Genomic DNA, 26,995 nt, shown 5'->3' on the forward strand with positions numbered 1-26,995 from the left:
AGAGTGGGCATGAAAACTGCGAACCGTAACTGTCACTCCCGGTCGAAGGGTCTAGTCTCAACAATCTCCCTCCGCTTTCGTCAACTTGCCCGAGGATGTCGCATGTCCCAGGAACCCAAAGCACGTGACGCCGAAGTCGCGGATTTTCGCGCCGCCGTACTGAACAAGCTGACCTATGCGGTTGGCAAGGACCCGGAGCACGCCTTCGACCATGACTGGTTCGAAGCCATTGCCCTGGCTGCGCGCGATCACATGGTCGACCACTGGATGGACCATACCCGCCAGGCTTATCGACGCAGCCAGAAGCGGGTCTACTACCTCTCCCTGGAATTCCTTATCGGGCGCCTGCTTTACGACAGCCTGAGCAATCTGGGGCTGCTGGACATCGCCCGCGATGCACTGGAAGGGCTGGATGTGGACTTGGAGCGCATCCGCCTGCTCGAACCCGATGCCGCGCTGGGTAACGGAGGCCTTGGCCGGCTGGCAGCATGCTTCATGGAAAGTATGTCCACCTTGGGCATTGCCGCCCATGGTTATGGCATCCGTTACGAGCATGGGCTGTTCCGTCAGGCCGTGGTCGATGGCTGGCAGCAGGAGCAGACCGAAAACTGGCTGGATTTCGGCAACCCGTGGGAGTTCGAGCGTGCCGAGGTGATCTACCCGATCAGCTTCGGCGGCAGCGTTGAAACCTTGAGCGATGATAGCGGTGCCCAGCGCCAGGTCTGGTCGCCGGGTGAAACGGTGCGGGCGGTCGCCTACGACACGCCCGTTGTCGGCTGGCGCGGGTCCAGCGTCAACACCTTGCGCTTGTGGCGTGCGCGGGCGCTGGAAGAGCTGCACCTTGAACGCTTCAATGCAGGCGACCACCTGGGGGCCGTGGCCGAAGTGGCGCGGGCCGAGAGCATTTCTCGCGTGCTGTACCCGGCGGACAGCACCGAGGCGGGGCAGGAACTGCGCCTGCGTCAGGAGTACTTCTTCGTGTCGGCTTCGTTGCAGGATTTGCTCCGCCGTCACCTGAACATGCACAAAGACCTGCTCAACCTGCCCGATGCGGCAGCCATCCAGCTCAACGACACCCACCCATCGATTGCGGTGGCGGAGTTGATGCGGCTGTTGGTGGATCAGCATGAAATACCGTGGGAAAAGGCCTGGGAGCTGACTGTCGGCACGCTCGCCTACACCAACCACACGCTGCTGCCCGAAGCCCTGGAAACCTGGCCGGTCGCGCTGATGGAACGCATGCTGCCCCGGCACATGCAGATCATCTACCTCATCAATGCCTACCATATCGACTCGCTGCGCGCCAAAGGCCTGCACGATTTCGACGTGCTGCGCGCCGTGTCGCTGATCGAGGAAGACAACGGCCGCCGCGTGCGCATGGGCAACCTGGCGTTTCTTGGCTCGCACAGCGTCAACGGCGTGTCGGCGCTGCACAGCAAGTTGATGAAGAGCACCGTGTTCTCCGAGTTGCACAAGCTTTACCCGCAGCGTATCAACAACAAGACCAACGGCATTACCTTCCGCCGCTGGTTGTACCAGTCCAATCCTCAGTTGACCGACATGCTGGTCGAGGCGCTCGGGCCAGAGCTCAAGGACGACCCTGAAGGGCGGCTGGCTGGCCTGGTGCCGTTTGCCGACAAGCCTGGTTTTCGCAAGCAGTTCGCCGCCCAGCGCCTGCACAGCAAGCGCGCCCTGGCCAGCATCATCCAGGACCGCATAGGCGTTACGGTAAACCCCGAGGCGTTGTTCGACGTGCAGGTCAAGCGCATCCACGAGTACAAGCGCCAGTTGCTCAACCTGCTGCACACCGTGGCGCTGTACCAGGCCATACGCAACGACCCCGGTACCAACTGGGTGCCGCGGGTGAAGATTTTCGCCGGCAAGGCGGCAGCCAGTTATCACCAGGCCAAGTTGATCATCAAACTGGCCAACGACATCGCTCGGGTGGTGAACAACGACCCGACCGTCCGTGGCCTGCTGAAGGTGGTGTTCCTGCCCAACTACAACGTCAGTCTGGCTGAAAGCATCATCCCGGCGGCAGACCTTTCCGAGCAGATTTCCACGGCCGGTTATGAAGCCTCCGGTACCAGCAACATGAAGTTCGGGCTGAACGGCGCGTTGACCATCGGCACGCTGGATGGCGCCAACGTGGAGATGTGCGAACAGGTGGGCGCCGACAACATGTTCATCTTTGGCCTGACCGCCCAGCAGGTCGAGGCGCGCAAGAAGGCGGGTGATTTTGGTGCCAGTGCGGCGATTGCTGCGTCCAACCGCCTGAATGACGTGCTGCAGGCGATTCGCAGCGGTGTGTTCTCGTCGGACGACCCTTCGCGCTACGCCGGCTTGATCGACGGGCTGGTGGCGTATGACCGCTTCCTGGTGTGCGCCGACTTCGATGCCTACTGGGATGCCCAGCGGCGGGTCGAGGAACTGTGGCACACGCCGCAGGAGTGGTGGCGCATGGCGGTGCTGAACACGGCGCGGATGGGGTGGTTCTCGTCGGACCGGACCATTCGGGAATATGCCACCGAGATCTGGAAGGCTTTGGATTGATGTGAGGCCATTCGCGGGCGCGCCCGCGAATGGGCCCACAACCAGACCACCGGCCTGGTGAAGGCTGAACTACCGACCTATTGTGCCGTCAGAGAGCCGTGGCGAGTCTCATCACTCGCTAGCCTGCAACTCTCCCTGTAAACTGCGGGGGTTTTTCATCCCCCCCAATCCGTTCGGAGCCATACATGTCCCGCGTTACCCTGAGTCGCTATCTGATTGAGCAGACCCGCAGCAACAATACCCCTGCCGATCTGCGCTTCCTGATCGAAGTGGTGGCGCGTGCGTGCAAGGAAATCAGCCATCACGTGTCCAAAGGCGCCCTGGGTGGTGTGCTGGGCAGCATGGGCACTGAAAACGTGCAGGGCGAAGTCCAGAAGAAACTGGACGTGATTTCCAACGATATCCTGCTGGAAGCCAACGAGTGGGGCGGCCACCTGGCCGGCATGGCGTCCGAAGAAATGGACAACGCCTACCAGATCCCGGGCAAATACCCGAAAGGCGCCTACCTGCTGGTCTTCGACCCGCTGGACGGTTCGTCGAACATCGACGTCAACGTGTCGGTCGGTACCATCTTCTCGGTACTGCGTTGCCCTAACGAATACCTGAGCCAGAACGAAACCCTGAACGAAAACGCCTTCCTGCAGCCAGGCACCCAGCAGGTCGCCGCCGGTTACGCCATCTACGGCCCGCAGACCATGCTGATCCTCACCCTGGGCAATGGCGTGAAGGGCTTCACCCTGGACCGCGAGCTGGGCAGCTTCGTTCTGACTCACGAAAACATCCGTGTGCCGGAAAGCACCGCCGAATTCGCCATCAACATGTCCAACCAGCGCCACTGGGAAGCCCCGGTACAACGCTACGTGGGCGAGCTGCTGGCAGGCGAGACCGGCCCGCTGAAGAAGAACTACAACATGCGCTGGATCGCCTCGATGGTGGCCGACGTGCACCGCATCCTGACCCGTGGCGGCCTGTTCATGTACCCACGTGACGCCCGTGAACCAAGCAAGCCGGGCAAGCTGCGCCTGATGTACGAAGCCAACCCGATGTCCTTCATCATCGAGCAGGCCGGCGGCGCCTCCACCAACGGTTACGATCGCATCCTCGACATCAAGCCAGAAAGCCTGCACCAGCGCGTGTCGGTGATCCTCGGCTCGAAGGAAGAGGTCGAGCGCGTTACCGCCTACCACAAGGAGTAAGTCATGCTCGCACCTTGGCAGCCGTTGCTGGAATGGTGGTTCGGTTGGGGCACCAGTCCCCAGGCCGTGGCTGACGAGAAGAGCACGCTGTGGTTCGGCAAGCATCACGATGCCGATGCCCATGCGCTGTTTGGCGACCTGACCGAGCAGGCCTTGGCCGGCGGGCTCGACGAGTGGCAGCAAAGCCCGCAGGGCTGGCTGGGCCTGCTGATTCTGCTGGACCAGCTGCCGCGCATGATCTACCGCGACACGCCGCGCGCTTTCGAGGGCGACCGGCGTGCCCAGGTGGTGGCCATGCAGGGCCTGCAGAAGGGCTGGGACTACCAGTTGCTGCCCATCCAGCGGGTGTTCGTGCTGCTGGTGTTGGAGCATGCCGAGGTGCTGGACTGGCAGAACCTGTGTGTCGAGCGTTATCAGGTATTGCTCAACGAGCAGCCAGAGGCCCATCGCCGGCTGTTCGAAGGCTTCCTCGACTATGCCGAGCAGCATCAGCGCGTGATTGCCCGGTTCGGGCGCTTCCCGCACCGCAATCTGGTGCTGGAGCGGCCGAGTACCAGTGAAGAGATGGACTTTTTGCTGGAGCCCGGGTCCAGGTTCTGAGGCATTGGGCCTGCTGCGCAGGCTGTCGTGACGCAAGGCCGCTCCTAAAAGGGGCGGCCTTTTTTATTGGGCGATGACTATTACTTTGTGATTAATCGCACGGTAGTGGCCACCCGACCAATGGTGTAGGGGTAAATGGGGTGGAGTAGGGAACCTGGGAGGGTTTTTTCCGTCGAAGGTCACTGCAGGCCACTCGCCTGTATCCCCTCTCCAGGAGTGTCCTTCATGTCGTTGCGTTCCCTCGCCCTGTTGTCGCTGTGCGTCGTCCTGACTGCCTGCAGCAAGATCAACCAGGAAAACTATTCCAAGATCAAGGCCGGTATGAACAAGGCCGAGGTCGAGCAGTTGCTCGGCACGCCGACCGAGTGCTCTGGCGCGTTGGGCATGAGCAGCTGCACCTGGGGGGACGAGAAGAGCTTCATCAGCGTGCAGTACGCCGCTGACAAGGTGCTGATGTATTCAGGGCAGGGTCTCAAATGAGGCGTGCGTACCTGCTGATGGGGGTGTGCCTGGCGTTGCTGCTGGGCGGTTGTGCAGGCTCCGTGCACGACCCGCTGGCGCCGAAAACCGCCGGCAATGTCGACCTCAAGCGCTATCAGGGCAAATGGTTCGAGCTGGCACGCCTGCCTATGCGCTACCAGACCGGCTGCGAGCAGTCCGAGGCGCACTACAACCTCAAGCCGGATGGCAGCTTTGGCGTGCTCAACCGCTGCCGCACCATGGGTGATGAATGGCTGCGTGCCGAGGGGCACGCCAGCATTCAGGAACCGGGGCATACCGACAAGCTGTGGGTAGAGTTCGACAACTGGTTTACCAAGCTGGTGCCGGGCGTGGCTCGGGGCGAGTACTGGATTCTGTACGTGGATGACCGTTACCGCACGGCGGTGGTCGGCAGCCCGGATCGCAAGCACCTGTGGATTCTGTCGCGTACGGCGACATTGCCGGCGTGGGAGCGTGAGAACCTGTTGTCCAAGGCTCGGCAGCAGGGGTATGACACCAGCCGCTTGATCTGGCGGGCGTCTGATCAACAGATTGTAAAAATGCACTGATTTTTGGGGCTGCAAAACAGCCCCAGTACACTCAACCCAAAAGCTGCCGCAATACCTGAGCAAACGCCCGCGCGCTTTCCTCTTGCTGTGCATGCCGCCCTTGGCGCACTACCCACTGCCCATTCACCATCACATCCCGCACCTGGCGATCGCCACCTGCAAACAGCCAGCGGTTAAGAATGGCATCGCCATCCGCCAGGGCGATGTAAGGGTCCTGCCCGTCGAGCACCAGCCAGTCGGCACGCTTGCCCACGGCCAGCTCTCCAATCCCTTGCCCCAGTGCCTGCGCACCACCTGCCAGTGCTGCGTCATACAGCGTGCGCCCGACCATCGGCTGGTCGGCGCGGTACAGGCGGTTACGCCGCTGGTCACGCAGGCGCTGGCCATATTCCAGCCAGCGCAGTTCTTCCACCACGCTCAGCGACACATGGCTGTCTGAACCAATGCCCATGCGCCCGCCCTGCGCCAGGTAGTCCACCGCCGGGAAAATCCCGTCACCCAGGTTGGCCTCGGTGGTCAGGCACAGCCCGGCCACGGCACCGCTGCGGGCCATGGCGGTGACTTCATCCGGCTCGGCATGGGTGGCATGCACCAGGCACCAGCGATGGTCGACATCCACATGTTCGTACAGCCATTGCAGCGGGCGCAGGCCGCTCCAGGCCAGGCAGTCGTCCACTTCCTTCTGCTGCTCGGCGATATGGATATGCACCGGGCATTGCTTGTCGCTGGCCGTCAGCACGTCGGCGATCTGCCCAGGCGTTACCGCTCGCAGCGAGTGGAAGCACAGGCCCAACTGCTGTGCAGGTTGCGCGGCCAGGATCGGGGACAGTTGTGCCTGCAGTTGCAGGTACCCTTCGGTGGAATTGATGAAGCGCCGCTGCCCGTCGTTCGGTGCCTGGCCGCCGAAGCCGGCGTGGCTGTACAGCACCGGCAGCAAGGTCAGGCCAATGCCGCTGTCGGCCGCAGCCGCGCTGATGCGGCGGGAAAGCTCCGCCGGGTCGGCGTAGGCCTTGCCGGCATTGTCATGATGCACGTAATGAAACTCGGCTACCGAGGTGTAGCCGGCCTTGAGCATCTCGATGTACAGCTGGCGGGCGATGACCTGCAGCTGGTCCGGGGTGATCTGCCCGACCAGGCGGTACATCAGGTCGCGCCATGTCCAGAAACTGTCGTTGGGGTTGCCAGCGACTTCCGCCAGGCCTGCCATGGCGCGCTGGAAGGCATGCGAGTGCAGGTTGGGCATGCCGGGCAGCAACGGGCCGGCCAGGCGTTCAGCACCTTCGGCCGAAGCGCCCGGCTCGATGCTGACTACATGGCCATCGCTGGCGACCTCGATACGGACATGGTTGGCCCAGCCCGTTGGCAGCAGGGCGCGTTCGGCGAAGTAGACGGACATCGGTAAAATCCTGTTATTGTTAACTTGTATATACATATACAGGCGTTTGCCTGCCGGGTAAACTGCGGCAAGCTACCGCTCATTCCATTGCAAAGGACTCAACGCCGTGCCGACACCTCCTGTCTCCGCGCTGGTTGCCCAGATGGGCGAGGGCCCGGCGCCGCTGTATGCCCGGGTCAAACACATGATCGTCCAGCAGATCGACAACGGCAGCTGGCCGCCCCACCACCGGGTTCCCTCCGAGAGCGAACTGGTCAGCGAGCTGGGTTTCAGCCGCATGACCATCAACCGCGCCCTGCGCGAGCTTACGGCTGAAGGCCTGCTGGTGCGCATGCAAGGCGTGGGTACCTTCGTGGCTGAGCCCAAGGGCCGATCGGCGTTGTTCGAGGTCAACAACATTGCCGACGAAATCGCCGCGCGCGGCCATCAGCATAGCTGCCAGGTCATTACCCTTGCCGAAGAAGCCGCCGGCTCCGAACGGGCCCTGGCCCTGGACATGCGTGAAGGCCAGCGGGTGTTCCACTCGCTGATCGTGCATTTTGAAAACGGCGTGCCGGTGCAGATCGAGGACCGCTACGTCAACGCGGCCATTGCCCCTGACTACCTCAAGCAGGACTTCACCCGGCAGACGCCTTACGCCTACCTGTCCCAGGTGGCGCCGCTGACCGAGGGCGAGCACGTGGTCGAGGCCATCCTGGCCGAGCCGGACGAATGCACCCTGTTGCAGATCGAGCGGGGCGAGCCTTGTCTGCTGATTCGCCGCCGCACCTGGTCCGGCCGCCAGCCGGTGACCGCTGCACGGTTGATACACCCCGGTTCCCGTCATCGCCTGGAAGGACGTTTCAGTAAATGAGCCAACTGCAGTTGTTGCGTGCGCAGGATTACCCGCGCATGCCGTGGAAGAACGGTGGCGGTTTCACCGAAGAAATTACTCGCGACAGCGGTGAAGGGCTGGACGGTTTTGGCTGGCGCCTGTCGATTGCCGATATCGAGGAGTCGGGCGGGTTTTCCACGTTCGCCGGCTACCAGCGGATCATCACTGTGCTGCAGGGCGATGGCATGCGACTGCTGGTCAATGGCCAGGCCAGTCGACCGTTGTTGCCGTTGGATGCCTTTGCCTTCAGTGGCGAAAGCCAGGTCAGCTGCAAGCTGCTGGGCGGGCCGATTCGCGATTTCAACCTGATCTATGCACCGCAGCGGTATCGGGCGCGGTTGCAGTGGTTCGATGGCACCAGCCGGTTGTACAGCTCGGCGTCGACGGTGTTGTTGTTTGCGGCCAGTAGCCAGGTTGAGGTGACCATGGCAGGGCGCGAAACGCAGCGGTTGGGGTTGCATGACTGCCTGCGGCTCGAAGGCAATGACGAATTGCTTGGGCTGGAGGTTCAGGGGCGGTTCTGCCTGATCGAACTCATTTCACGTTGAGATATCCGGGGCCGCAAAGCGGCCCCAGCTTTTTCAGCCGTTCAGCGGATCAGTCCAAATATTTTGGTTGTCCATGCTTGTACATACAAGTAAAGGTGTGTTTGTATATTGACCACGACATACCCGCCCGCGGACGACCGCAGAGGACCTTTCCCGTGACCGACAACAACAAATACCGTGACGTTGAAATCCGTGCCCCACGTGGCAACAAGCTGACCGCCAAAAGCTGGCTGACCGAAGCGCCACTGCGTATGCTGATGAACAACCTCGACCCACAGGTTGCGGAAAACCCGAAAGAACTGGTGGTGTACGGCGGTATCGGCCGCGCCGCCCGTAACTGGGAATGCTACGACAAGATCGTCGAAACCCTCACCCGCCTGGAAGACGACGAAACCCTGCTGGTACAGTCGGGCAAGCCGGTCGGCGTGTTCAAGACCCACAGCAACGCCCCGCGCGTGCTGATCGCCAACTCCAACCTGGTGCCACACTGGGCCAACTGGGAACACTTCAACGAACTGGACGCCAAAGGCCTGGCCATGTACGGCCAGATGACCGCCGGCAGCTGGATCTACATCGGCAGCCAGGGCATCGTCCAGGGCACCTATGAAACCTTCGTCGAAGCCGGTCGCCAGCACTACGGCGGCAGCCTGAAAGGCAAGTGGGTACTCACCGCAGGCCTGGGCGGCATGGGCGGCGCTCAGCCACTGGCCGCTACCCTGGCCGGCGCCTGCTCGCTGAACATCGAATGCCAGCAGAGCCGCATCGACTTCCGCCTGGAAACCCGCTACGTCGACGAGCAGGCCACCGACCTCGACGACGCCCTGGCGCGCATCGCCAAGTACACTGCCGAAGGCAAGGCCATCTCCATCGCCCTGCACGGCAACGCTGCCGAAATTCTGCCAGAGCTGGTCAAGCGTGGCGTGCGTCCGGACATGGTCACCGACCAGACCAGCGCCCACGACCCACTGAACGGCTACCTGCCAGCCGGCTGGACCTGGGAACAGTACCGCGACCGTGCGCAGACCGAACCGGCTGCCGTGGTCAAGGCCGCCAAGCAGTCGATGGCCGTGCACGTACAAGCCATGCTGGACTTCCAGAAGCAAGGCATCCCGACCTTCGACTACGGCAACAACATCCGTCAGATGGCCAAGGAAGAGGGCGTGGCCAATGCCTTCGACTTCCCGGGCTTCGTGCCGGCCTATATCCGCCCGCTGTTCTGCCGTGGCATCGGCCCGTTCCGCTGGGCGGCGCTGTCTGGCGATGCCGAGGACATCTACAAGACCGACGCCAAGGTCAAGGAACTGATCCCCGACGACGCCCACCTGCACCGCTGGCTGGACATGGCCCGCGAGCGCATCAGCTTCCAGGGCCTGCCGGCACGTATCTGCTGGGTTGGCCTGGGCCTGCGCGCCAAGCTGGGCCTGGCGTTCAACGAAATGGTCCGCAGCGGCGAGCTGTCGGCACCGGTGGTGATCGGCCGTGACCACTTGGACTCGGGTTCGGTCTCCAGCCCTAACCGCGAAACCGAAGCCATGCGTGATGGCTCGGACGCTGTCTCCGACTGGCCGCTGCTCAACGCCCTGCTGAACACCGCAGGCGGCGCCACCTGGGTGTCGCTGCACCACGGCGGCGGCGTGGGCATGGGCTTCTCGCAGCACTCGGGAATGGTGATTGTCTGCGACGGTACCGACGAAGCCGCCGAGCGTATCGCCCGCGTGCTGACCAACGACCCGGGGACTGGCGTGATGCGCCACGCCGATGCCGGTTACGCCATCGCCATCGACTGCGCCAAGGAGCAGGGCCTGGACCTGCCGATGATCACTGGCTGATCGCCGCGCTTTGGATCGCACCCCGCAAGGGGTGATACTGAACAACAAGAAGGAGCGCGCAGGCACCGAAAAACGGGCCTGCGGCTCCACGCGATTTGGAGTAGCAACGTGACCGAATTCACCCTCAAGCCCGGCACCCTGACCCTGGCCCAGCTGCGTGCGATCCACGCCGCGCCCGTGCGCCTGCAACTGGATGCCAGCGCCGCGCCGGCCATCGACGCCAGCGTTGCCTGTGTCGAGCAGATCATTGCCGAAGACCGCACCGCCTACGGCATCAACACCGGTTTCGGCCTGCTGGCCTCGACCCGCATCGCCAGCCACGACCTGGAAAACCTGCAGCGCTCGCTGGTGCTGTCCCACGCCGCCGGTGTCGGCGCGCCGCTGGATGACGACCTGGTGCGCCTGATCATGGTGCTGAAAATCAACAGCCTCAGCCGTGGCTTCTCCGGCATTCGCCGCAAGGTCATCGACGCGCTGATCGCCCTGGTCAACGCCGAAGTCTACCCGCACATCCCGCTGAAAGGCTCGGTGGGCGCGTCCGGTGACCTGGCGCCGCTGGCGCACATGTCGCTGGTGCTGCTGGGCGAAGGCAAGGCCCGCTACAAAGGCCAGTGGCTGTCGGCCACCGAAGCCCTGGCAGTTGCCGGCCTCGAACCGCTGACCCTGGCTGCCAAAGAGGGCCTGGCCCTGCTCAACGGTACCCAGGCTTCCACCGCCTACGCCCTGCGCGGTCTGTTCCAGGGTGAAGACCTGTACGCTGCTGCCATCGCCTGCGGTGGCCTGAGCGTCGAAGCGGCATTGGGCTCGCGTTCGCCGTTCGATGCGCGTATCCACGAAGTGCGTGGCCAGCGCGGCCAGATCGACACCGCCGCCTGCTTCCGCGACCTGCTGGGCGATTCCAGTGAAGTGTCGCTGTCGCACAAGAACTGCGACAAGGTCCAGGACCCGTACTCCCTGCGCTGCCAGCCGCAGGTCATGGGCGCCTGCCTCACCCAGCTGCGCCAGGCTGCCGAAGTGCTGGGCATCGAAGCCAACGCCGTGTCCGACAACCCGTTGGTGTTCGCCGCCGAAGGTGATGTGATTTCCGGTGGTAACTTCCACGCCGAGCCGGTGGCCATGGCTGCCGACAACATTGCCCTGGCCATCGCCGAAATCGGCTCGCTCAGCGAGCGCCGCATCTCGCTGATGATGGACAAGCACATGTCCCAGCTGCCGCCATTCCTGGTGGAAAACGGTGGGGTCAACTCCGGCTTCATGATCGCCCAGGTGACCGCTGCTGCCCTGGCCAGCGAAAACAAGGCCCTGTCGCACCCACACAGCGTCGACAGCCTGCCGACTTCGGCCAACCAGGAGGACCACGTGTCGATGGCCCCGGCTGCCGGCAAGCGCCTGTGGGAAATGGCTGAAAACACCCGTGGCGTACTGGCCATCGAATGGCTGGGCGCCTGCCAGGGCCTGGACCTGCGCAAAGGCCTGAAGACTTCCGCCAAGCTGGAGCAGGCGCGCAAGGCGCTGCGCAGCGAAGTGCCGCACTACGACCGTGACCGTTTCTTCGCGCCAGACATCGAAAAGGCCGTGGAACTGTTGGCCAAGGGTAGCCTGACCGGTTTGCTGCCGGCGGGTGTGCTGCCAAGCCTGTAATGCCCCTAGGGCCGCGTTGCGGCCCATCGCGAGCAAGCTCGCTCCTGTAAAGGCAACGCGTTCCCTTGTAGGAGCGAGCTTGCTCGCGATTGGGTTGCATGGCGGCCCCCTGATCTCACGACCACAAAAACAATTTAAGGACGTGACATGCAACAAGCTCCAGGTCTCAAGCGCGGGCTAAGTGCCCGCCACATCCGTTTCATGGCCCTCGGTTCCGCCATCGGCACCGGGCTGTTCTACGGCTCTGCCTCGGCCATCCAGATGGCCGGCCCGGCCGTGCTGCTGGCCTACCTGATCGGCGGCGCTGCCGTGTTCATGGTCATGCGCGCCCTCGGCGAAATGGCCGTGCATAACCCGGTGGCCGGCTCCTTCGGCCACTACGCCAGCACCTACCTCGGCCCCATGGCCGGCTTCATCCTCGGCTGGACCTACGCCTTCGAAATGGTCATCGTCGCCATCGCCGACGTCACCGCCTTCGGTATCTACATGGGCTTCTGGTTCCCGGAAGTGGCCCGCTGGATCTGGGTGCTGGGCATCGTCTTCCTGATCGGCGGCCTCAACCTGTGCAACGTCAAGGTGTTCGGCGAAATGGAGTTCTGGCTGTCGCTGCTCAAGGTCGGCGCTATCGTGGCGATGATCCTGGCCGGCCTCGGCATCATGGCCTTCGGCTTCAGCCAGGTGGGTACCGGGCATGCCGTCGGCGTCAGCAACCTGTTCGACCACGGCGGCTTCATGCCTAACGGCGTGGGTGGCCTGATCGCGTCCTTTGCCGTGGTGATGTTCGCCTTCGGCGGCATCGAGATCATTGGCGTCACCGCCGGTGAGGCCAAAGATCCGCAGCGCGTCATCCCCAAGGCGATCAACGCCGTGCCGCTGCGCATCCTGCTGTTCTACGTACTCACCCTGTTCGTGCTGATGTGCCTGTACCCATGGCCGCAGATCGGCAGCCAGGGCAGCCCGTTCGTGCAGATCTTCAGCAACCTGGGCATTGGCTCTGCCGCCGCCGTGCTGAACATCGTTGTGATTTCTGCCGCCATCTCGGCCATCAACAGCGACATCTTCGGCGCCGGCCGCATGATGTACGGCCTGGCCCACCAAGGCCACGCGCCACGCAGCTTCGGCAAACTGTCGAAGCATGGCGTGCCGTGGATGACCGTGGTGGTGATGGGCGCTGCACTGCTGATTGGCGTGCTGCTCAACTACCTGATCCCGGAGAACGTGTTCCTGCTCATCGCTTCCATTGCCACCTTCGCCACTGTATGGGTGTGGCTGATGATCCTGCTCACCCAGGTGGCTATGCGCCGCAGCATGAGCCGTGAGGAAGTGGCCCAACTCAAGTTCCCGGTACCGTTCTGGCCCTACGGCCCGGCCATGGCCATTGCGTTCATGGTGTTCATCTTTGGTGTGCTCGGCTACTTCCCGGACACCCAGGCAGCACTGATCGTCGGCGTGGTCTGGGTGGTGTTCCTGGTGGCGTCCTACCTGCTGTGGTGCAAGCCGCGTGCAGGGCAGGGCAAGCCGGCAGCAGAACCCGTAGAGCTGCACCGTTAGTAAAGGAGATTGTGCATGAGAACCCTCTGGCAGCATTGCCATGTGGCTACCATGGCCGAGGGCCGTTATTCGGCCATCGAGGACGCGGCCATCGTCACCCGTGCCGGGCTGATCGAGTGGATCGGCCCACGCGCCGAGCTGGCGCCGGTCGACGCTGACCGCACGGTGGACCTGGGCGGCGCCTGGGTCACCCCGGGGCTGATCGACTGCCACACCCACGCGGTGTTCGGTGGCAACCGTAGCGGTGAGTTCGAGCAGCGCCTGCAGGGCGTGAGCTATGCCGAAATTGCTGCCCAGGGCGGTGGTATCGCCAGCACCGTGCGGGCCACCCGCGCGGCCAGCGAGGACGAACTGTTCGCCAGTGCTCGTCAGCGGGTTCAGGCGCTGATGCGCGATGGCGTGACCACGATCGAGGTCAAGTCTGGCTACGGCCTGGACCTGGCCAACGAACGCAAGATGCTGCGCGTGGCCCGGCGCCTGGCGGACGAACTGCCGCTGGCGGTGCGGGCCACCTGCCTGGCCGCGCACGCCTTGCCACCGGAGTACGCCGGCCGGCCCGACGACTATATCGCGCATATCTGCGACGAGATGCTGCCAGCCTTGGCTGCCGAGGGCCTGGTGGACGCAGTGGATGCCTTCTGCGAACACCTGGCGTTTTCCCCGGCCCAGGTCGAGCGGCTCTTCATCAAGGCGTGTGAGCTGGGCCTGCCGGTCAAGCTGCACGCCGAACAGTTGTCGTCGCTGCACGGCTCCAGCCTGGCAGCGCGTTACCAGGCGCTGTCGGCGGATCATCTGGAGTTCATGACCGAGGAAGACGCCATCGCCATGGCCGCAGCCGGCACTGTTGCTGTGCTGCTGCCGGGCGCCTTCTACTTCCTGCGTGAAACCCAGTTGCCGCCCATGGATGCACTGCGGCGCCACGGGGTGAAAATTGCCTTGGCCAGCGACCTCAACCCCGGCACGTCACCAGGGTTGTCGCTGCGGCTGATGCTGAACATGGGCTGCACCTGTTTCCGCATGACCCCGGAAGAAGCGTTGGCTGGCGTTACGGTACATGCCGCCACGGCACTGGGCCTGGGCGACAGCCACGGCTCGCTGGAAGTGGGCAAGGTGGCCGACTTCGTCGCCTGGCAAATCGAACGCCCTGCCGACCTGGCCTACTGGCTGGGCGGCGACCTGCCCAAGCGCGTGGTGCGCAAGGGCAACGAAATCTCCAATTGAGCGAGGCACGATGGACAAGGTACTGAGTTTTCACCAAGGCCACCTGCCGCTGCTGATCAGCATGCCGCACGCCGGCCTGGGCTTGAGCAACGCGGTGCGCGACGGCCTGGTCGATGAGGCGCGCAGCTTGCCGGACACCGACTGGCACATCCCCCGGTTGTACGCCTTTGCCCGTGACATGGGGGCCAGCGTGGTCGCGGCGGAGTACTCGCGCTTCGTCATCGACCTCAACCGCCCGGATGACGACAAGCCGTTGTATGCCGGCGCTACCACTGGCCTGTATCCGGCCACGTTGTTCGATGGCGAGCCGCTGTTCAAGGATGGGCTGGCGCCCTCAGGTGAAGAACGCAAAGGTTATCTGGAGCAGATCTGGCGTCCCTACCACGGCACGATCCGCAGCGAGCTGGACCGGTTGCGCGAGCAGTTTGGTTACGCCCTGCTGTGGGATGCCCATTCCATTCGCTCGCTGATCCCGCACTTGTTCGACGGCAAGCTGCCGGACTTCAACCTGGGCACTTTCAACGGCGCCAGTTGTGACCCGGCATTGGCTGAGCGGCTGCAAGGCGTGTGCGCCAAGGTACAAGGTTACAGCCATGTGCTTAATGGCCGCTTCAAAGGCGGGCACATCACCCGGCATTACGGTGACCCGGCCAACCATATTCATGCTGTGCAACTGGAGCTGGCACAAAGCACGTACATGGACGAAACCGAGCCGTTTGCCTACCGGGAAGACTTGGCCAGACCGACGCAAGACGTACTGAAGCAGCTTCTGCAGGCGCTGCTGGATTGGGGCGCGGAGCGTTACAAGCGTTGAGTGGGAGGGGGCGACGCCATTGGCGTCGCCTTGCTTCATGGGGGCTCAGTCGTTGGCTACCTGCGCAATGGTCAGTTCGCGCAGCAGCTCCGCTTCCTCCTGTTCCTTGTCGCGTTGCAAGCCCTTTTGCAACTCCAGCTCTTGCGCAAGCGGATAGTCCGCGCCGGCCAGTTCGAGTACACGCAGGCGCAAGCGTGCCTCTATTTCGTCGAAACGGTCCGCATACTCGGCTCGCAGGCGTGCCGTCCAATCTGTATTTGCCAGCATGTAGTCGACAAGGGCATCACTGCGTTCAATTTTCCGAACCTTTTCCAGCACGCTGGAAAGCTCATTGCGCGCCAGGTTCGCAGCGCCACGAAAACGCATGCTGTCGGCGATCGGCAGGTCCAGTTCCTTGGCCAGTTCGCGGCGGTAGGCCAGGCGGACCGACACCAGGTCACCCGAGCCTGAGCGCTTGTTGGCCAGAAACTCCAGCTGGTCGATCCGAAATAGCTGCAACAAGCGCTGACGCAGCGTTTGCAACGTATCTCCCGCATCGACCAGCAATCGCTGACCCATCAGGTACAGCTCGATATTGTTGAACTCCTGCAAGGCACCATCGTGGCAGGTTTGCGAGCCGGTTTCCGGGTCTGGCAATGCGGCTGCGGCGATACTTTCCATCACCGGGCGCTCGGTATCGTTACTCGCCGCCACTACCAGCATCATGCGTACCCGTTCGCAGAAGCTGGTGCGTGTGTTTGGGTCCACATACGGCGCGGCATTGTGCAGCCGGCCGACCAGGCGCAACAGGTCGCTGCCTTCCAGCGTTTTCCAGCAGTCCTGCAGTGCTTCGTTCTGCAACTGATTACCAAGCATCCAGTCTTCCAACCTTGGGCGATCATCGCCCAACAGTGGGAAGTGCGGGTGGTCGAAGTCGAGTGATCCTTCGCTGGACGTTTCGACAAGCATGAGGTCGCCCGGGATATCCAAGGCAAATGAGTAACTGTGCTGGCTGTCCGAGAATGTGCGCACGCGCAAAATCGTTTCAAGCGGTAAAGGGTTGTCGAACAAGGCGATCGACGAAATCGGCATGGGATTGTTCAGGTTCGTGAGGATGTGCTCGGGTAATTGGGTGATGCTGTTGGCGCTTAGATCCAGCAGCTCAAGAGGCAGCAGGCTGTCGCACCAGTTGGGCCAGGCTTGCAGGTTCATGTTGGTCAGCGCGAGAGACTGCAGATTACTGGCCAAGCGTGCAGGTACCTGGTTGATAGTGCCCATGCGATTGCCCGACAAGTCCAGCGATGTCAGGTGCTCAAGCCTTGCCAGGGTTTCCAGCATGGCCTGATCGACTTCCAGGCCCATGTTGTGAAATTCCAGGTGCGAGAGTTGCGGGAGGCGTAGCAACGCAGATGTCAGAGAAGAGGTGGCTGCCTGGTGGGCATCGATGCTCAGTCGGGTGATGTTGGGGAAGCGGCTGAGCAGGTCATCAAGCTGTGAGGCGGTACCACGCAACCGTGTCAGGCTCATGGCTTGCACGCGCTCGGCAAAGAAGGATGGAAGCCGCCTGGGGAAATGCTCGATGGCTACATCTTCGAGTTGCAGGCGCAGGTACTGCTGGCCCTGTTCCTGCTGCTCCCAGAATTCGCTGATGGCGGTTTCGATGCTGTGTCGATCGGCCAACGCCGCCTGGGTCAGTGGGTTGCTTGAGCTTGAGGCCTGGGACCAGCCATCGATCGCATCACGCATTTGCTGCCGTTCGCTGCGAATACGCGTAAGTCTTGCAGCGAGCTCTGTTGGCACATCAACAGCAATGTTGGCCCGCTCGCTATGCGCCCTCAACAGCAAGCGTTGCAGGTGGTTTTCATTGAGGCTGTTGCCTTGAAGCGAGATCTCCGCTGTGTTGGGCAATCCGTCTGTGTCATTGAGCAAGAACGTGGGTAGCGACCTGAGGTTATTGTTGCGCAACGACAGGCGGGCTATACGGCCCAAGGCATCGCTGCCAATCCCGATAGGCCATTGAGCCAGCTGCATGCGGTCCAGCCCAAGGTAGTCCAGAGTCAGTTCGTGGAAACTTGGGCTGTTGTGTTGTGCCAGCCGGTTGCCACTCAGGTCCAGGTGCCTCAGTCGGCGAAGGCTGGCCAACAGGTTCAGGTCGTTTTCGGAGAGTGCGATGTTCTGGTTGGTCAGCACCAGCCTTTGCAGTTCGGGCGCGTTCTCAGTGATGGTGGGGACGCTGAAAAGGAAGGGCGAAGGTGTTGCTCTGGGGTCATAAGGCCTGCTGACCTCCAGCGATTCCAGCTGCGGTACCTGCCTGAGCAGGCGTTGCAGCAAGCGCTCGTTCTGGGCCCAGCCTGCAAGGGCTTGAGAGGGTAAGTCGAGCAATCTCAGGGAGCGAACGCGCGAACCGAAAAAATCAGGCAGATTCATCGGAACGTCGGCCAGGGGGACGCGCGTTATCTGTAGCTCCGCCGAGTGCTGAGTATCTTCCAGAGCGGTGTCATACCAATGCTGCAATATTGCGTCGCCCAAGCCTTCATAGTCGAGTGCAGCCTGCTCTGTCGCTGGCGTGATGGCTTCGCTCCAGTCCGCCAGTCTGCTTTGCAGCTCATTGCGCTGTTCCAGCAACATTTGCAAATGTTCGAAAATCTGCAAGCGGGTGCGCCCGGGGCTGGCGAGTGCCAGGAGTACCTGATCCGTCGACCGTCCCGTACGCGCTGGCAGACCTATTGCTTCTACTGCGTCCTTCAACTGTTGGTGGGTTACGCCTTGCGCAGCTTCGCTTCCACCACTGAGTGGGTAACCCAGGCGGCCATCGGCCAGGCGCATGGGCGAACGGTAGCCAGGACGTACGGGTTGCATACCCAGCACCACCCTCAAGGCCGGGCGGGGCAGCAGGGGGCTTGCTTGTACCAGGCGCTGCAACGCCTGCTGATCGGTGGCACCCAGCTGTGCCATGGCTGCTGGCAGCGCCTCATGCAGCGCGGCAAAAAGGTTTGGGTAGGCAGTCACTACCGTGCTCAGCTGGCGCTCATCGTGGACGATATACCCAGCCCTGGCATGGGTGATGGTTGTGTACGGGCGCGCGTCCGGCGGGCCGATGGCATGCTCCTGGGCCGGCCAGGACATGCGTTGGAACACTTGCAGTTTTGTCTCGGCGGGCCAGCCGGGGAGGTGCTGGAGCGTATGCATGATCAGGCGGTCGCTGTCCCAGCTTGGCACACAGGACAGGTACAACCCTTCATACGCGCGGGCCAGGCGGATGTGTTGCTGGTAAATGCGGATCTCCTCGCCAAGGCGCAAGGGCACCTTGCCGGTGTCGAGCATGTGCAGTTCGTGGGTGCTGGCGCTGCGTGCCAGTTCATCGATGACCGCGGCCGGTAGGGCAGGGTACGCCCGCTGGAGGGCGGCGGCACCCGGCGCCGGGCTGACAGGAAGGCGGGCATAGGCCCTGGCAAACTCGGCTTGCCAGGTACTGGCATCGGGCAGTTGGCTGACCGTTTCGTCCAGCTTGAAGCGTTGCATCGTGTCTTCCAACAAGGCCGGTAGCCGCTGGTTTTCCGCCAATGCCCTGCGCAGCACGTCTTCGTGGGTGTCGCTGACGGCGACAATGCGCTGCAGCGTCGGGTCGTCGAAATGCGCATTCAAGTGACCGATGCGGCGCAACAGTGCCATTCCCGACCAGCTCAGTGGCTTGTCCGTAATCTGCACCCAGGCCCCGGCACCGTTGTGCCGTACGGGTGGCCGGTAGCGGCGAGGGTTTTCCGGGTGTTGCAGGCGGTACTCACCTGTCGCTGGCGCCTGCTCGACGAGGTACCGGTTGCCGTTCAGCACCAGCCAGCGTTTGCCCTGGTGGTGCAGCAGGCCGTGTTCGTCCGGCATCAGGTCGTCGGGTAGCACTTGGGGGTTGTGGTACGGCGTAAGGTCTGGCTTCCACAGGCGCCGTTGGCCATCCGGTGTCTCGATGTCGTCCAGCTCCTCAATGAAGGAGGGGGTTTCCACCGGAATCCGCTCTACCTCGGGCGCTTCGATTTCGGGCTCCTTCACCCCTGGCCCTGCCTCGGCACCGCCCGCTTCGCCGCTTCTGGCACCTTTCAGCACCTTGGCCGCTGCGCTAAGGGCGGCCATTACCGCCACGTTTTCAATCACATCGATCATGTACCCGTAAGCGGTATCGCGCTCATCGTTTTCCCACGCTTCGATGCCCTCATACACCTCATGGGCCAGTTGGACCACACACACGGCGAGCATCAGCTCACCCAGCCCAGGCACGAAGAACCCGGCGATGTTCAGCGCCGTCAGCACGCGGCCGGCGATCAGGTCCCGGTGCGCCTGGGCAGTACGCCGGTCGACGATTTCGGTCGGTATGGCGTGGTACAGCACATCCTTCTCGTGGCGTTGGGCTTTCTGGAACGCCATCACGCCCTGGAAGGCATGGGTGAAGGGCTGTGGGACCGGGCGCAGGGTGGCATGTGGGTCCGGGACCGGCTCATGCAAGCCGCGCGTGCTCCAGCCGAGCGGTGTGAGCCGTTCCTTTAGGCGGGCAAGTATCGGCGCTTTGTCGCGGTCGGCGAGGTGCTTGTCCAGGTAATGGAGGTTGGCGTGGAGCCTGTCGCGCAACGCGTCCTGCAAGGCTTCCCAGGTGGCGAACTCTTTTAGCGGTGTCGTGCTGTCCTCGGGGATGTACAGGGCCATGGCCGAGTGCCCTGCAGTTTGCAGGCTGATGAGCGCAACGCCAGTCAGCTCGGCCTCCCACAGGTTAAGCAGGCTGAACGTCACGGGCGAGCGGGCCTGTGGGGCTTGATCGAGCGGCGTGGCAAGGGCCGCGGTGTAAAGCGCCTCGCTGATGTCGCCTTTCAAACGGGCGAAATGCAGGGACTGCTTGTAGGCCGAGACTTCGGCCCGCCCCAGGGTCTCATAAACGGCCAGGGCAGCTTCATCGGCGCTGAGCAGTGCTGTGGCCGCAGGGTAATAGATGGCATGCACCAGCGCATGGTATTTACCGCCGATGTTCAGGGTACGGCACAGGTCGGCGAAGTCTTCGGCGCCTAGCCCTACCGCATTGGTGATCGGGACGGTGCCCATGAAGCGCCGGTGGTCGAGAATGACGGATTTCTTCAGCAGGGCATTGGGCGCATCCATGCCGTGCTCTGCACAGGCGGCCGGGTCGAAGTTCTGCAAGGCACTGTGCAGCAGCGAGCGGGTGGCCTGGTTGATCGCCTGGCGAGCGTCGCTTGCGTGGGCAGTGTCGATCAGGCGGGCATCGACCAGGTATGTGTTGCGAACATCAAGGTCCAGCCCGAATCGCTGCCTGATGGCGTCGGTCAAGGCTTGGGCAGCGTAGGTTTCCAGGTCGGGGAGTTGCTCGAACAGTTTCTGCACCTGGGCCTGGTGTTCACGGTGGCGGGCATGTTCCGCCTGCCATGCACGGGCAATTTCCGGGTGTTGCGCGATGGCTGTTGCCAGCCAGGCGGGTGCCTGCTGCCAGTTGCGCATCGCACGATGGGTTTCAGCAGGGGCTTGCCTGAGCCAGGCAGGGAGCCTGCGTTCGATGGTGGTGTAATGAATGCTGGGCGGTGCAGTGAGTGGTGTTGGCATGGACGGAGCCCTTGCAGGATAGGAGGCAAGGGACTATCGCTGGGCCGCTTGGCCGGCTGGGGGTAGATATATGTGTCCGCAAGGTTGGCCGTATCAGCGAGGACGGTGCTGAAAGTGCAATTCAGGTTTATGATGGCCCACGGCCGAATAATCCTCACACGGAGTGCGCAATGCAGACCCTGTACCCGCAGATCAAACCCTACGCCCGGCACGATCTGGCCGTGGAAGCGCCGCATGTGCTGTATGTCGACGAAAGCGGCTCGCCAGAAGGTCTGCCGGTGGTGTTCATCCACGGTGGCCCGGGCGCCGGTTGCGACGCCCAGAGCCGTTGCTACTTCGACCCCACGCTGTACCGCATCATCACCTTCGACCAGCGCGGCTGTGGCCGCTCCACGCCACACGCCAGCCTGGAGAACAACACCACCTGGCACCTGGTCGAGGACCTGGAGCGCATTCGTGAGCACCTGGGTATCGACAAGTGGGTGCTGTTCGGCGGTTCCTGGGGCTCCACCCTGGCCCTGGCCTATGCCCAGACCCACCCCGAGCGCGTGCATGGCTTGATCCTGCGCGGCATCTTCCTGTGCCGGCCGCAGGAGATCGAGTGGTTCTACCAGGAAGGCGCCAGCCGAATGTTCCCGGACTACTGGCAGGACTACATCGCGCCAATTCCGCCGGATGAGCGCGGCGACCTGGTCAAGGCCTTCCACAAGCGCCTGACCGGCAATGACCAGATTGCCCAGATGCACGCCGCCAAGGCCTGGTCCACCTGGGAAGGCCGCACTGCCACCCTGCGCCCCAACCCGCTGGTGGTCGATCGCTTCTCCGAGCCGCAACGTGCGCTGTCGATCGCCCGCATCGAATGCCACTACTTCATGAACAATGCGTTCCTCGAGCCGGACCAGCTGATCCGCGACCTGCCGAAAATCGCCCACCTACCGGCGGTTATCGTGCACGGCCGCTATGACGTGATCTGCCCGCTGGACAACGCCTGGGCACTGCACCAGGCCTGGCCGAACAGCGAGCTGAAAGTCATCCGCGACGCTGGCCACGCGGCTTCCGAGCCGGGTATTACCGATGCCTTGGTGCGTGCGGCCGACCAGATGGCCCGGCGCCTGCTCGACCTGCCTCTGGAAGAAGCATGAGGGGCCTGCTCCAGCGCGTGCGTGGTGCGCGGGTTGAAGTCGCGGGCGAGGTGGTCGGCGCCATCGACCAGGGTTTGCTGGTGCTGGTGGCCGTCGAGCCTGAAGATTCCCGTGAACAGGCCGATAAGCTGTTGCACAAGCTGTTGAACTACCGTGTGTTCAGCGACGAGCAGGGCAAGATGAACCTGTCGCTCAAGGATGTCGGTGGCGGTTTGTTGCTGGTGTCGCAGTTCACCTTGGCGGCGGACACCCGCAACGGCATGCGCCCGAGCTTCTCGACGGCAGCGCCACCGGCCCTCGGCGCCGAGTTGTTCGACTATCTTTTGCAGCAGGCAAACGCGCAGCACACCGACGTGGCCAGTGGCCGTTTCGGTGCGGATATGCAGGTGCACCTGGTCAATGATGGCCCTGTAACATTTATGTTACAAATGTGAGCTCAAAAAACCCTTTGTTTATAGGAAAACAAGGGGTTTTGTACGATAAATAGTTGTTCCAGCCTGATGCGTTGTCACGCGACCTGCTGGATAATCGCGCGCTGCATGGACCTGCGTTCGCAGGTTCGTTTCACTCTGACTCGAGCATTGTCTGGATCCGTTTGGGGAATCATTACGCCCTCACGGGGTCCGAACAGTGCTCGCCAACCCGGCATTTGTCGCTGGCCGTTGGTTTCATGATCTGTTTTCGGCGAGGGTTGCTCGTGATTGTTAGTCCCCAAAAAGCATCAAGAATCCCCGGAACCGGGCTGCGCAAGGCTTTGATGGCCAGTGTGGCACTGGTAGGCCTGATGAGCGCGGGCCAGCTGTGGGCATTCAATCTTGACGATGTTGCAGCCAAGGCAAAGGATCTGGCCGGCCAGAAGTACGAAGCACCCAAAAGCAACCTGCCGGCCGTATTCCGCGACATGAAGTTTGCGGACTATCAGAAAATTCATTTCCTGCAGGAAAAGGCCGAGTGGGCCAAGGACAAGACCCCGTTCAAGCTGTCGTTCTATCACCAGGGCATGCACTTCGATACCCCGGTGAAAATCAACGAGGTCACCGCCACCAAGGTCGAGGAAATCAAGTACGACCCGAGCCGCTTCGAGTTCGGTGACGTGCCACACGACCCGGAAACCACCAAAAACCTGGGTTACGCCGGTTTCCGCGTGCTGTACCCGATCAACAAGGCCGACAAGCAGGACGAGATCATGACCCTGCTTGGCGCCAGTTATTTCCGCGTGGTCGGCAAGGGCCACGTGTACGGCCTGTCGGCCCGTGGCCTGGCCATCGACACCGCGCTGCCATCGGGCGAGGAATTCCCGCGATTCACCGAGTTCTGGGTCGAAAAACCCAAGCCGGCCGACAAGCACCTGGTGATCTACGCCCTGCTGGATTCGCCACGCTCCACCGGTGCCTACAAGCTGACCCTGCGCCCGGGCAACGATACCGTGGTCGACGTACAGTCCCAGGTCTTCCTGCGTGACCAGGTCAGCCGCCTGGGTATTGCCCCGCTGACCAGCATGTACTTGTTCGGCCCTAATCAGCCGTCCAAGGTGCTCAACTACCGCCCGGCCCTGCACGACTCTGAAGGCCTGTCGATCCATGCCGGTAATGGCGAGTGGATCTGGCGCCCGCTGAACAACCCGAAACACCTGGCCGTGAGCAACTTCAGTGTCGAGAACCCGCGTGGTTTCGGCCTGATGCAGCGTCAGCGCGCCTTCAGCGACTACGAAGACCTCGACGACAACTACCAGAAACGCCCAAGCGCCTGGATCGAGCCGAAAGGTGACTGGGGTAAAGGTACCGTCGACCTGGTCGAAATCCCGACTGCCGACGAGACCAACGACAACATCGTTGCCTTCTGGAGCCCGGAAAAGCTGCCGGAGCCGGGCAAGCCGTTCGAGTACGCCTACCGCCTGCACTGGACCATCAACGAGGCGAAGTTCCAGGCGCCTGAGTTGGGCTCGGTCAAGCAGACCCTACGCTCCACCGGTGACGTGAAGCAGTCCAACCTGATTCGCCAGCCAGACGGCAGCGTGGCCTTCCTGGTCGACTTCGCCGGCCCGACCCTGGCCGCACTGCCGGAAGACACCGCCGTGCGCAGCCAGATCAGCGTGGGCGACAACGCCGAGGTGGTCGAGAACAATCTGCGCTATAACCCTGAGACCAAGGGCTGGCGCCTGACCCTGCGTTTGAAGGTCAAGGAAGCCAACAAATCGACCGAAATGCGTGCCGCGCTGGTGCGCGATGTGCCGGTCGAACCCGCCAAGCCTGCGCAGGACGCCAAGCAGGACAAGGCCGCAGCCAAGCATGCCAAGGCCGAGAAAGCCGTCAAGGCTGAGCAAACGGCCAAGGCCGAACAACCTGCCGCCGATGCGGCGCCCACCAACGGGGCCCCGGCCACCACCGAGAAGGTGTTGACCGAGACCTGGAGCTATCAGTTGCCTGCCGATGAGTAACTCAAGCGCAAGGCCAGTATCGCTTGGCGAGTACCTGGCCCACCTACCTCTGAGTGACGAGCAACGGGCGGAACTCGCCAATTGCACGTCTTTCAGTGAGCTGCACCAACGTTTGGCGGCCAAACCGGCCGCCGACGCTGCCGAGGCCGTGCAGGCCTCGGTGGGCCCGCGCCTGACCGTGGGCAGCGCCGCCGAGCTGGAGGACGCCGAAATGCTCGGCGTCGACGGCAGCGGTCGCCTGTGTCTGAAAATCGCCCCGCCGATCAAGCGCACCAAAGTGGTGCCAGAGCCTTGGCGCACCAACGTGCTGATCCGCATATGGCGGCGCATGACCGGCCGCACCAATGCGCCGCAGCCACCCAAGCGCGAGCTGCCGCCGGCGCGTTGGCGCACGGTCGGCTCGATCCGCCGCTACATCCTGCTGGCCCTGATGATCGGCCAGACCATCGTCGCCGGCTGGTACATGAAGGGCATCCTGCCGTACCAGGGCTGGTCGTTCGTCGACCTCGACGAAATCCTCAACCAGTCGCTGTGGGATACGGTGGTGCAGGTTTGGCCGTATGCCTTGCAAACCTCCATCCTGATCCTCTTCGGCATCCTGTTCTGCTGGGTGTCGGCGGGCTTCTGGACTGCGCTGATGGGCTTCCTTGAGCTGCTCACCGGGCGTGACAAGTACAAGATTTCGGGCAGCAGCGCCGGCAACGAGCCGATTGCCCCCGAGGCGCGTACCGCGCTGGTGATGCCGATCTGCAACGAAGACGTGCCGCGCGTGTTCGCCGGCCTGCGTGCAACGTTCGAGTCGGTGGCTGCCAGCGGCAACCTCGACCGTTTCGACTTCTTCGTGCTCAGCGACACCAACGACACCGACATCGCCGTGGCCGAGCAACAGGCCTGGCTGGACGTGTGCCGCGAAACCAAAGGCTTTGGCCGCATCTTCTACCGCCGCCGTCGGCGCCGGGTGAAGCGCAAGAGCGGCAACCTCGACGACTTCTGCCGTCGCTGGGGTGGCGAATACAAGTATATGGTCGTGCTCGACGCCGACAGCGTCATGAGCGGCGAATGCCTGAGCAGCCTGGTGCGCCTGATGGAGGCCAACCCGGACGCCGGCATCATCCAGACCGGGCCGAAAGCCTCGGGCATGGATACTCTGTATGCGCGCATGCAGCAGTTCGCCACCCGCGTATACGGCCCGCTGTTCACCGCCGGTCTGCACTTCTGGCAGCTGGGCGAGTCGCACTACTGGGGCCATAACGCGATCATCCGCATGAAGCCGTTCATCGAGCACTGCGCCCTGGCGCCGTTGCCGGGCAAGGGCGCGTTCGCCGGTGCAATCCTTTCTCACGACTTCGTCGAAGCCGCGCTGATGCGCCGTGCCGGCTGGGGCGTGTGGATCGCCTACGACCTCCCGGGCAGCTATGAAGAGCTGCCGCCAAACCTGCTGGACGAGCTCAAGCGCGACCGCCGCTGGTGCCACGGCAACTTGATGAACTTCCGCCTGTTCCTGGTCAAGGGCATGCACCCGGTGCACCGTGCGGTGTTCCTCACCGGGGTGATGTCGTACCTGTCGGCGCCGCTGTGGTTCCTGTTCCTGGTGTTGTCGACCGCGCTGCTGGCGACCAACACCCTGATGGAGCCTCAGTACTTCATCGAGCCGTATCAGCTGTACCCGCTGTGGCCGCAGTGGCACCCGGAGAAGGCCGTGGCGCTGTTCTCCACCACCATCGTGCTGCTGTTCCTGCCCAAGCTGCTCAGTGTCATCCTGATCTGGGCCAAAGGTGCCGTCGAGTTCGGCGGGCGGCTCAAGGTCACCTTGTCGATGCTGATGGAGATGCTGTTCTCCATGCTGCTGGCACCGGTACGCATGATCTTCCACACCCGCTTCGTGCTGGCCGCGTTCCTCGGCTGGGCCGCGACCTGGAATTCGCCGCAGCGTGACGACGACTCCACCCCGTGGGGCGAGGCTGTGCGCCGCCATGGTCCGCAAACCCTGCTGGGTATCGCCTGGGCTGGGCTGGTGGCGTGGTTGAACCCGAGCTTCCTGTGGTGGCTGGCGCCTATCGTTGGCTCACTGGTGCTGTCGATTCCGGTTTCGGTGATTTCCAGCCGTACCCGCCTGGGCCTGGCAGCCAAAGACGAGAAGCTGTTCCTCATTCCCGAGGAATACGCTACCCCGCAAGAGTTGCTGGCCACCGACCGTTACACCCACGAGAACCGCTGGCATGCCCTGCACGACGGCTTCGTGCGTGCTGTGGTCGACCCTCGGCAGAACGCCCTGGCGTGCGCCATGGCCACTGCCCGTCATGGCCAGGCGGCGCCGATCGAAGCGCTGCGTGCCGAGCGCGTGGCCAAGGCGATGGAAGTCGGGCCGAAAGGGCTGGACCTCAATACCCGCCTGGCCCTGCTCAGCGACCCGGTGGCGCTCACCCGCCTGCACGAGCAGGTGTGGGCCGAGCACAATACGGCGTGGATCGATGTGTGGCGTGCGTCGATCAAGAACGACCCGCATTCGCCGCTGTTGCCGCTGCACCCGGAGAATGAAGGCCAACCGGCACTCGTCGGCGCCTGATCGA

At 63.0% G+C, this 26,995-nt stretch carries 18 protein-coding genes; 16 read left to right on the forward strand and 2 right to left on the reverse strand.

Annotated elements, in window-relative coordinates; genetic code table 11:
* Positions 1-102: 102 nt before the first annotated feature.
* The 5 genes from PM2_RS09275 (at position 103) to PM2_RS09295 (ending at position 5,398) form a co-directional block, all read left to right on the forward strand.
* A complete protein-coding gene (locus PM2_RS09275; RefSeq protein ID WP_016712458.1) occupies positions 103-2,553 on the forward strand; it encodes a glycogen/starch/alpha-glucan phosphorylase in 2,451 nt (816 codons plus the stop codon).
* Between the two features lie 185 nt (positions 2,554-2,738).
* On the forward strand, positions 2,739-3,749 hold the full coding sequence (locus tag PM2_RS09280; protein ID WP_016712457.1) for a class 1 fructose-bisphosphatase: 1,011 nt from the start codon (positions 2,739-2,741) through the stop codon (positions 3,747-3,749).
* A 3-nt stretch (positions 3,750-3,752) separates the two neighbouring features.
* Positions 3,753-4,349 (forward strand): DUF924 family protein, encoded by a 597-nt coding sequence (locus PM2_RS09285; protein ID WP_016712456.1) that lies wholly within the window; start codon positions 3,753-3,755, stop codon positions 4,347-4,349.
* A gap of 225 nt (positions 4,350-4,574) precedes the next feature.
* Positions 4,575-4,829 carry an outer membrane protein assembly factor BamE domain-containing protein gene (gene bamE / locus PM2_RS09290; RefSeq protein ID WP_003249234.1) on the forward strand — a complete coding sequence of 85 codons (255 nt, stop codon included), beginning with the start codon at positions 4,575-4,577 and terminating at the stop codon, positions 4,827-4,829.
* Positions 4,826-5,398 (forward strand): lipocalin family protein, encoded by a 573-nt coding sequence (locus tag PM2_RS09295; RefSeq protein ID WP_016712455.1) that lies wholly within the window; start codon positions 4,826-4,828, stop codon positions 5,396-5,398. Before bamE ends, PM2_RS09295 begins: the two co-directional genes overlap by 4 nt.
* Before the next feature lie 31 nt (positions 5,399-5,429).
* On the opposite strand, the gene PM2_RS09300 is transcribed toward PM2_RS09295, so the two are convergent.
* Positions 5,430-6,794 carry a formimidoylglutamate deiminase gene (locus PM2_RS09300; RefSeq protein ID WP_028698456.1) on the reverse strand — a complete coding sequence of 455 codons (1,365 nt, stop codon included), beginning with the start codon at positions 6,792-6,794 and terminating at the stop codon, positions 5,430-5,432.
* Between the two features lie 142 nt (positions 6,795-6,936).
* Between PM2_RS09300 and hutC the strand changes: the two genes are divergently transcribed.
* The 7 genes from hutC (at position 6,937) to hutG (ending at position 15,272) form a co-directional block, all read left to right on the forward strand.
* A complete protein-coding gene (gene hutC / locus PM2_RS09305) occupies positions 6,937-7,647 on the forward strand; it encodes a histidine utilization transcriptional repressor HutC (protein ID WP_174244684.1) in 711 nt (236 codons plus the stop codon).
* On the forward strand, positions 7,644-8,216 hold the full coding sequence (locus tag PM2_RS09310; protein WP_016712452.1) for a HutD/Ves family protein: 573 nt from the start codon (positions 7,644-7,646) through the stop codon (positions 8,214-8,216). Before hutC ends, PM2_RS09310 begins: the two co-directional genes overlap by 4 nt.
* Positions 8,217-8,371: 155 nt before the next feature.
* Positions 8,372-10,045 (forward strand): urocanate hydratase, encoded by a 1,674-nt coding sequence (gene hutU, locus PM2_RS09315; protein ID WP_016712451.1) that lies wholly within the window; start codon positions 8,372-8,374, stop codon positions 10,043-10,045.
* Positions 10,046-10,153: 108 nt separating this feature from the next.
* Complete coding sequence (gene hutH, locus PM2_RS09320; protein WP_019098304.1) at positions 10,154-11,686, forward strand: histidine ammonia-lyase; 1,533 nt, start codon at positions 10,154-10,156, stop codon at positions 11,684-11,686.
* Positions 11,687-11,833: 147 nt separating this feature from the next.
* The gene (locus tag PM2_RS09325) at positions 11,834-13,237 is read left to right on the forward strand and encodes an amino acid permease (RefSeq protein ID WP_016712449.1); all 1,404 of its coding nucleotides are present in this window, start codon (positions 11,834-11,836) and stop codon (positions 13,235-13,237) included.
* A gap of 15 nt (positions 13,238-13,252) precedes the next feature.
* On the forward strand, positions 13,253-14,458 hold the full coding sequence (gene hutI / locus PM2_RS09330) for an imidazolonepropionase (protein ID WP_016712448.1): 1,206 nt from the start codon (positions 13,253-13,255) through the stop codon (positions 14,456-14,458).
* Positions 14,459-14,468: 10 nt separating this feature from the next.
* The gene (gene hutG, locus PM2_RS09335; RefSeq protein ID WP_016712447.1) at positions 14,469-15,272 is read left to right on the forward strand and encodes an N-formylglutamate deformylase; all 804 of its coding nucleotides are present in this window, start codon (positions 14,469-14,471) and stop codon (positions 15,270-15,272) included.
* A gap of 45 nt (positions 15,273-15,317) precedes the next feature.
* Here hutG and PM2_RS09340 read toward each other — a convergent pair whose 3' ends face one another.
* Positions 15,318-20,846, reverse strand: a complete 5,529-nt coding sequence (locus tag PM2_RS09340; RefSeq protein WP_028698457.1) for a dermonecrotic toxin domain-containing protein — start codon at positions 20,844-20,846, stop codon at positions 15,318-15,320.
* Between the two features lie 170 nt (positions 20,847-21,016).
* Between PM2_RS09340 and pip the strand changes: the two genes are divergently transcribed.
* From pip to mdoH, 4 genes are all read left to right on the forward strand, one after another.
* Positions 21,017-21,988, forward strand: coding sequence for a prolyl aminopeptidase (gene pip / locus PM2_RS09345; protein ID WP_016712445.1), 972 nt, complete (start codon positions 21,017-21,019; stop codon positions 21,986-21,988).
* Entirely contained in the window at positions 21,985-22,422 is a 438-nt protein-coding gene (dtd, locus tag PM2_RS09350; protein WP_019098637.1) for a D-aminoacyl-tRNA deacylase, read from the forward strand. Before pip ends, dtd begins: the two co-directional genes overlap by 4 nt.
* Before the next feature lie 263 nt (positions 22,423-22,685).
* Positions 22,686-24,425, forward strand: a complete 1,740-nt coding sequence (locus tag PM2_RS09355; protein ID WP_211256841.1) for a glucan biosynthesis protein G — start codon at positions 22,686-22,688, stop codon at positions 24,423-24,425.
* A complete protein-coding gene (mdoH, locus tag PM2_RS09360) occupies positions 24,418-26,991 on the forward strand; it encodes a glucans biosynthesis glucosyltransferase MdoH (RefSeq protein WP_028698459.1) in 2,574 nt (857 codons plus the stop codon). Before PM2_RS09355 ends, mdoH begins: the two co-directional genes overlap by 8 nt.
* Positions 26,992-26,995 lie beyond the last annotated feature (4 nt).

This window comes from Pseudomonas monteilii NBRC 103158 = DSM 14164 (assembly GCF_000730605.1).
Taxonomy (GTDB): Bacteria; Pseudomonadota; Gammaproteobacteria; order Pseudomonadales; family Pseudomonadaceae; genus Aquipseudomonas; species Aquipseudomonas monteilii.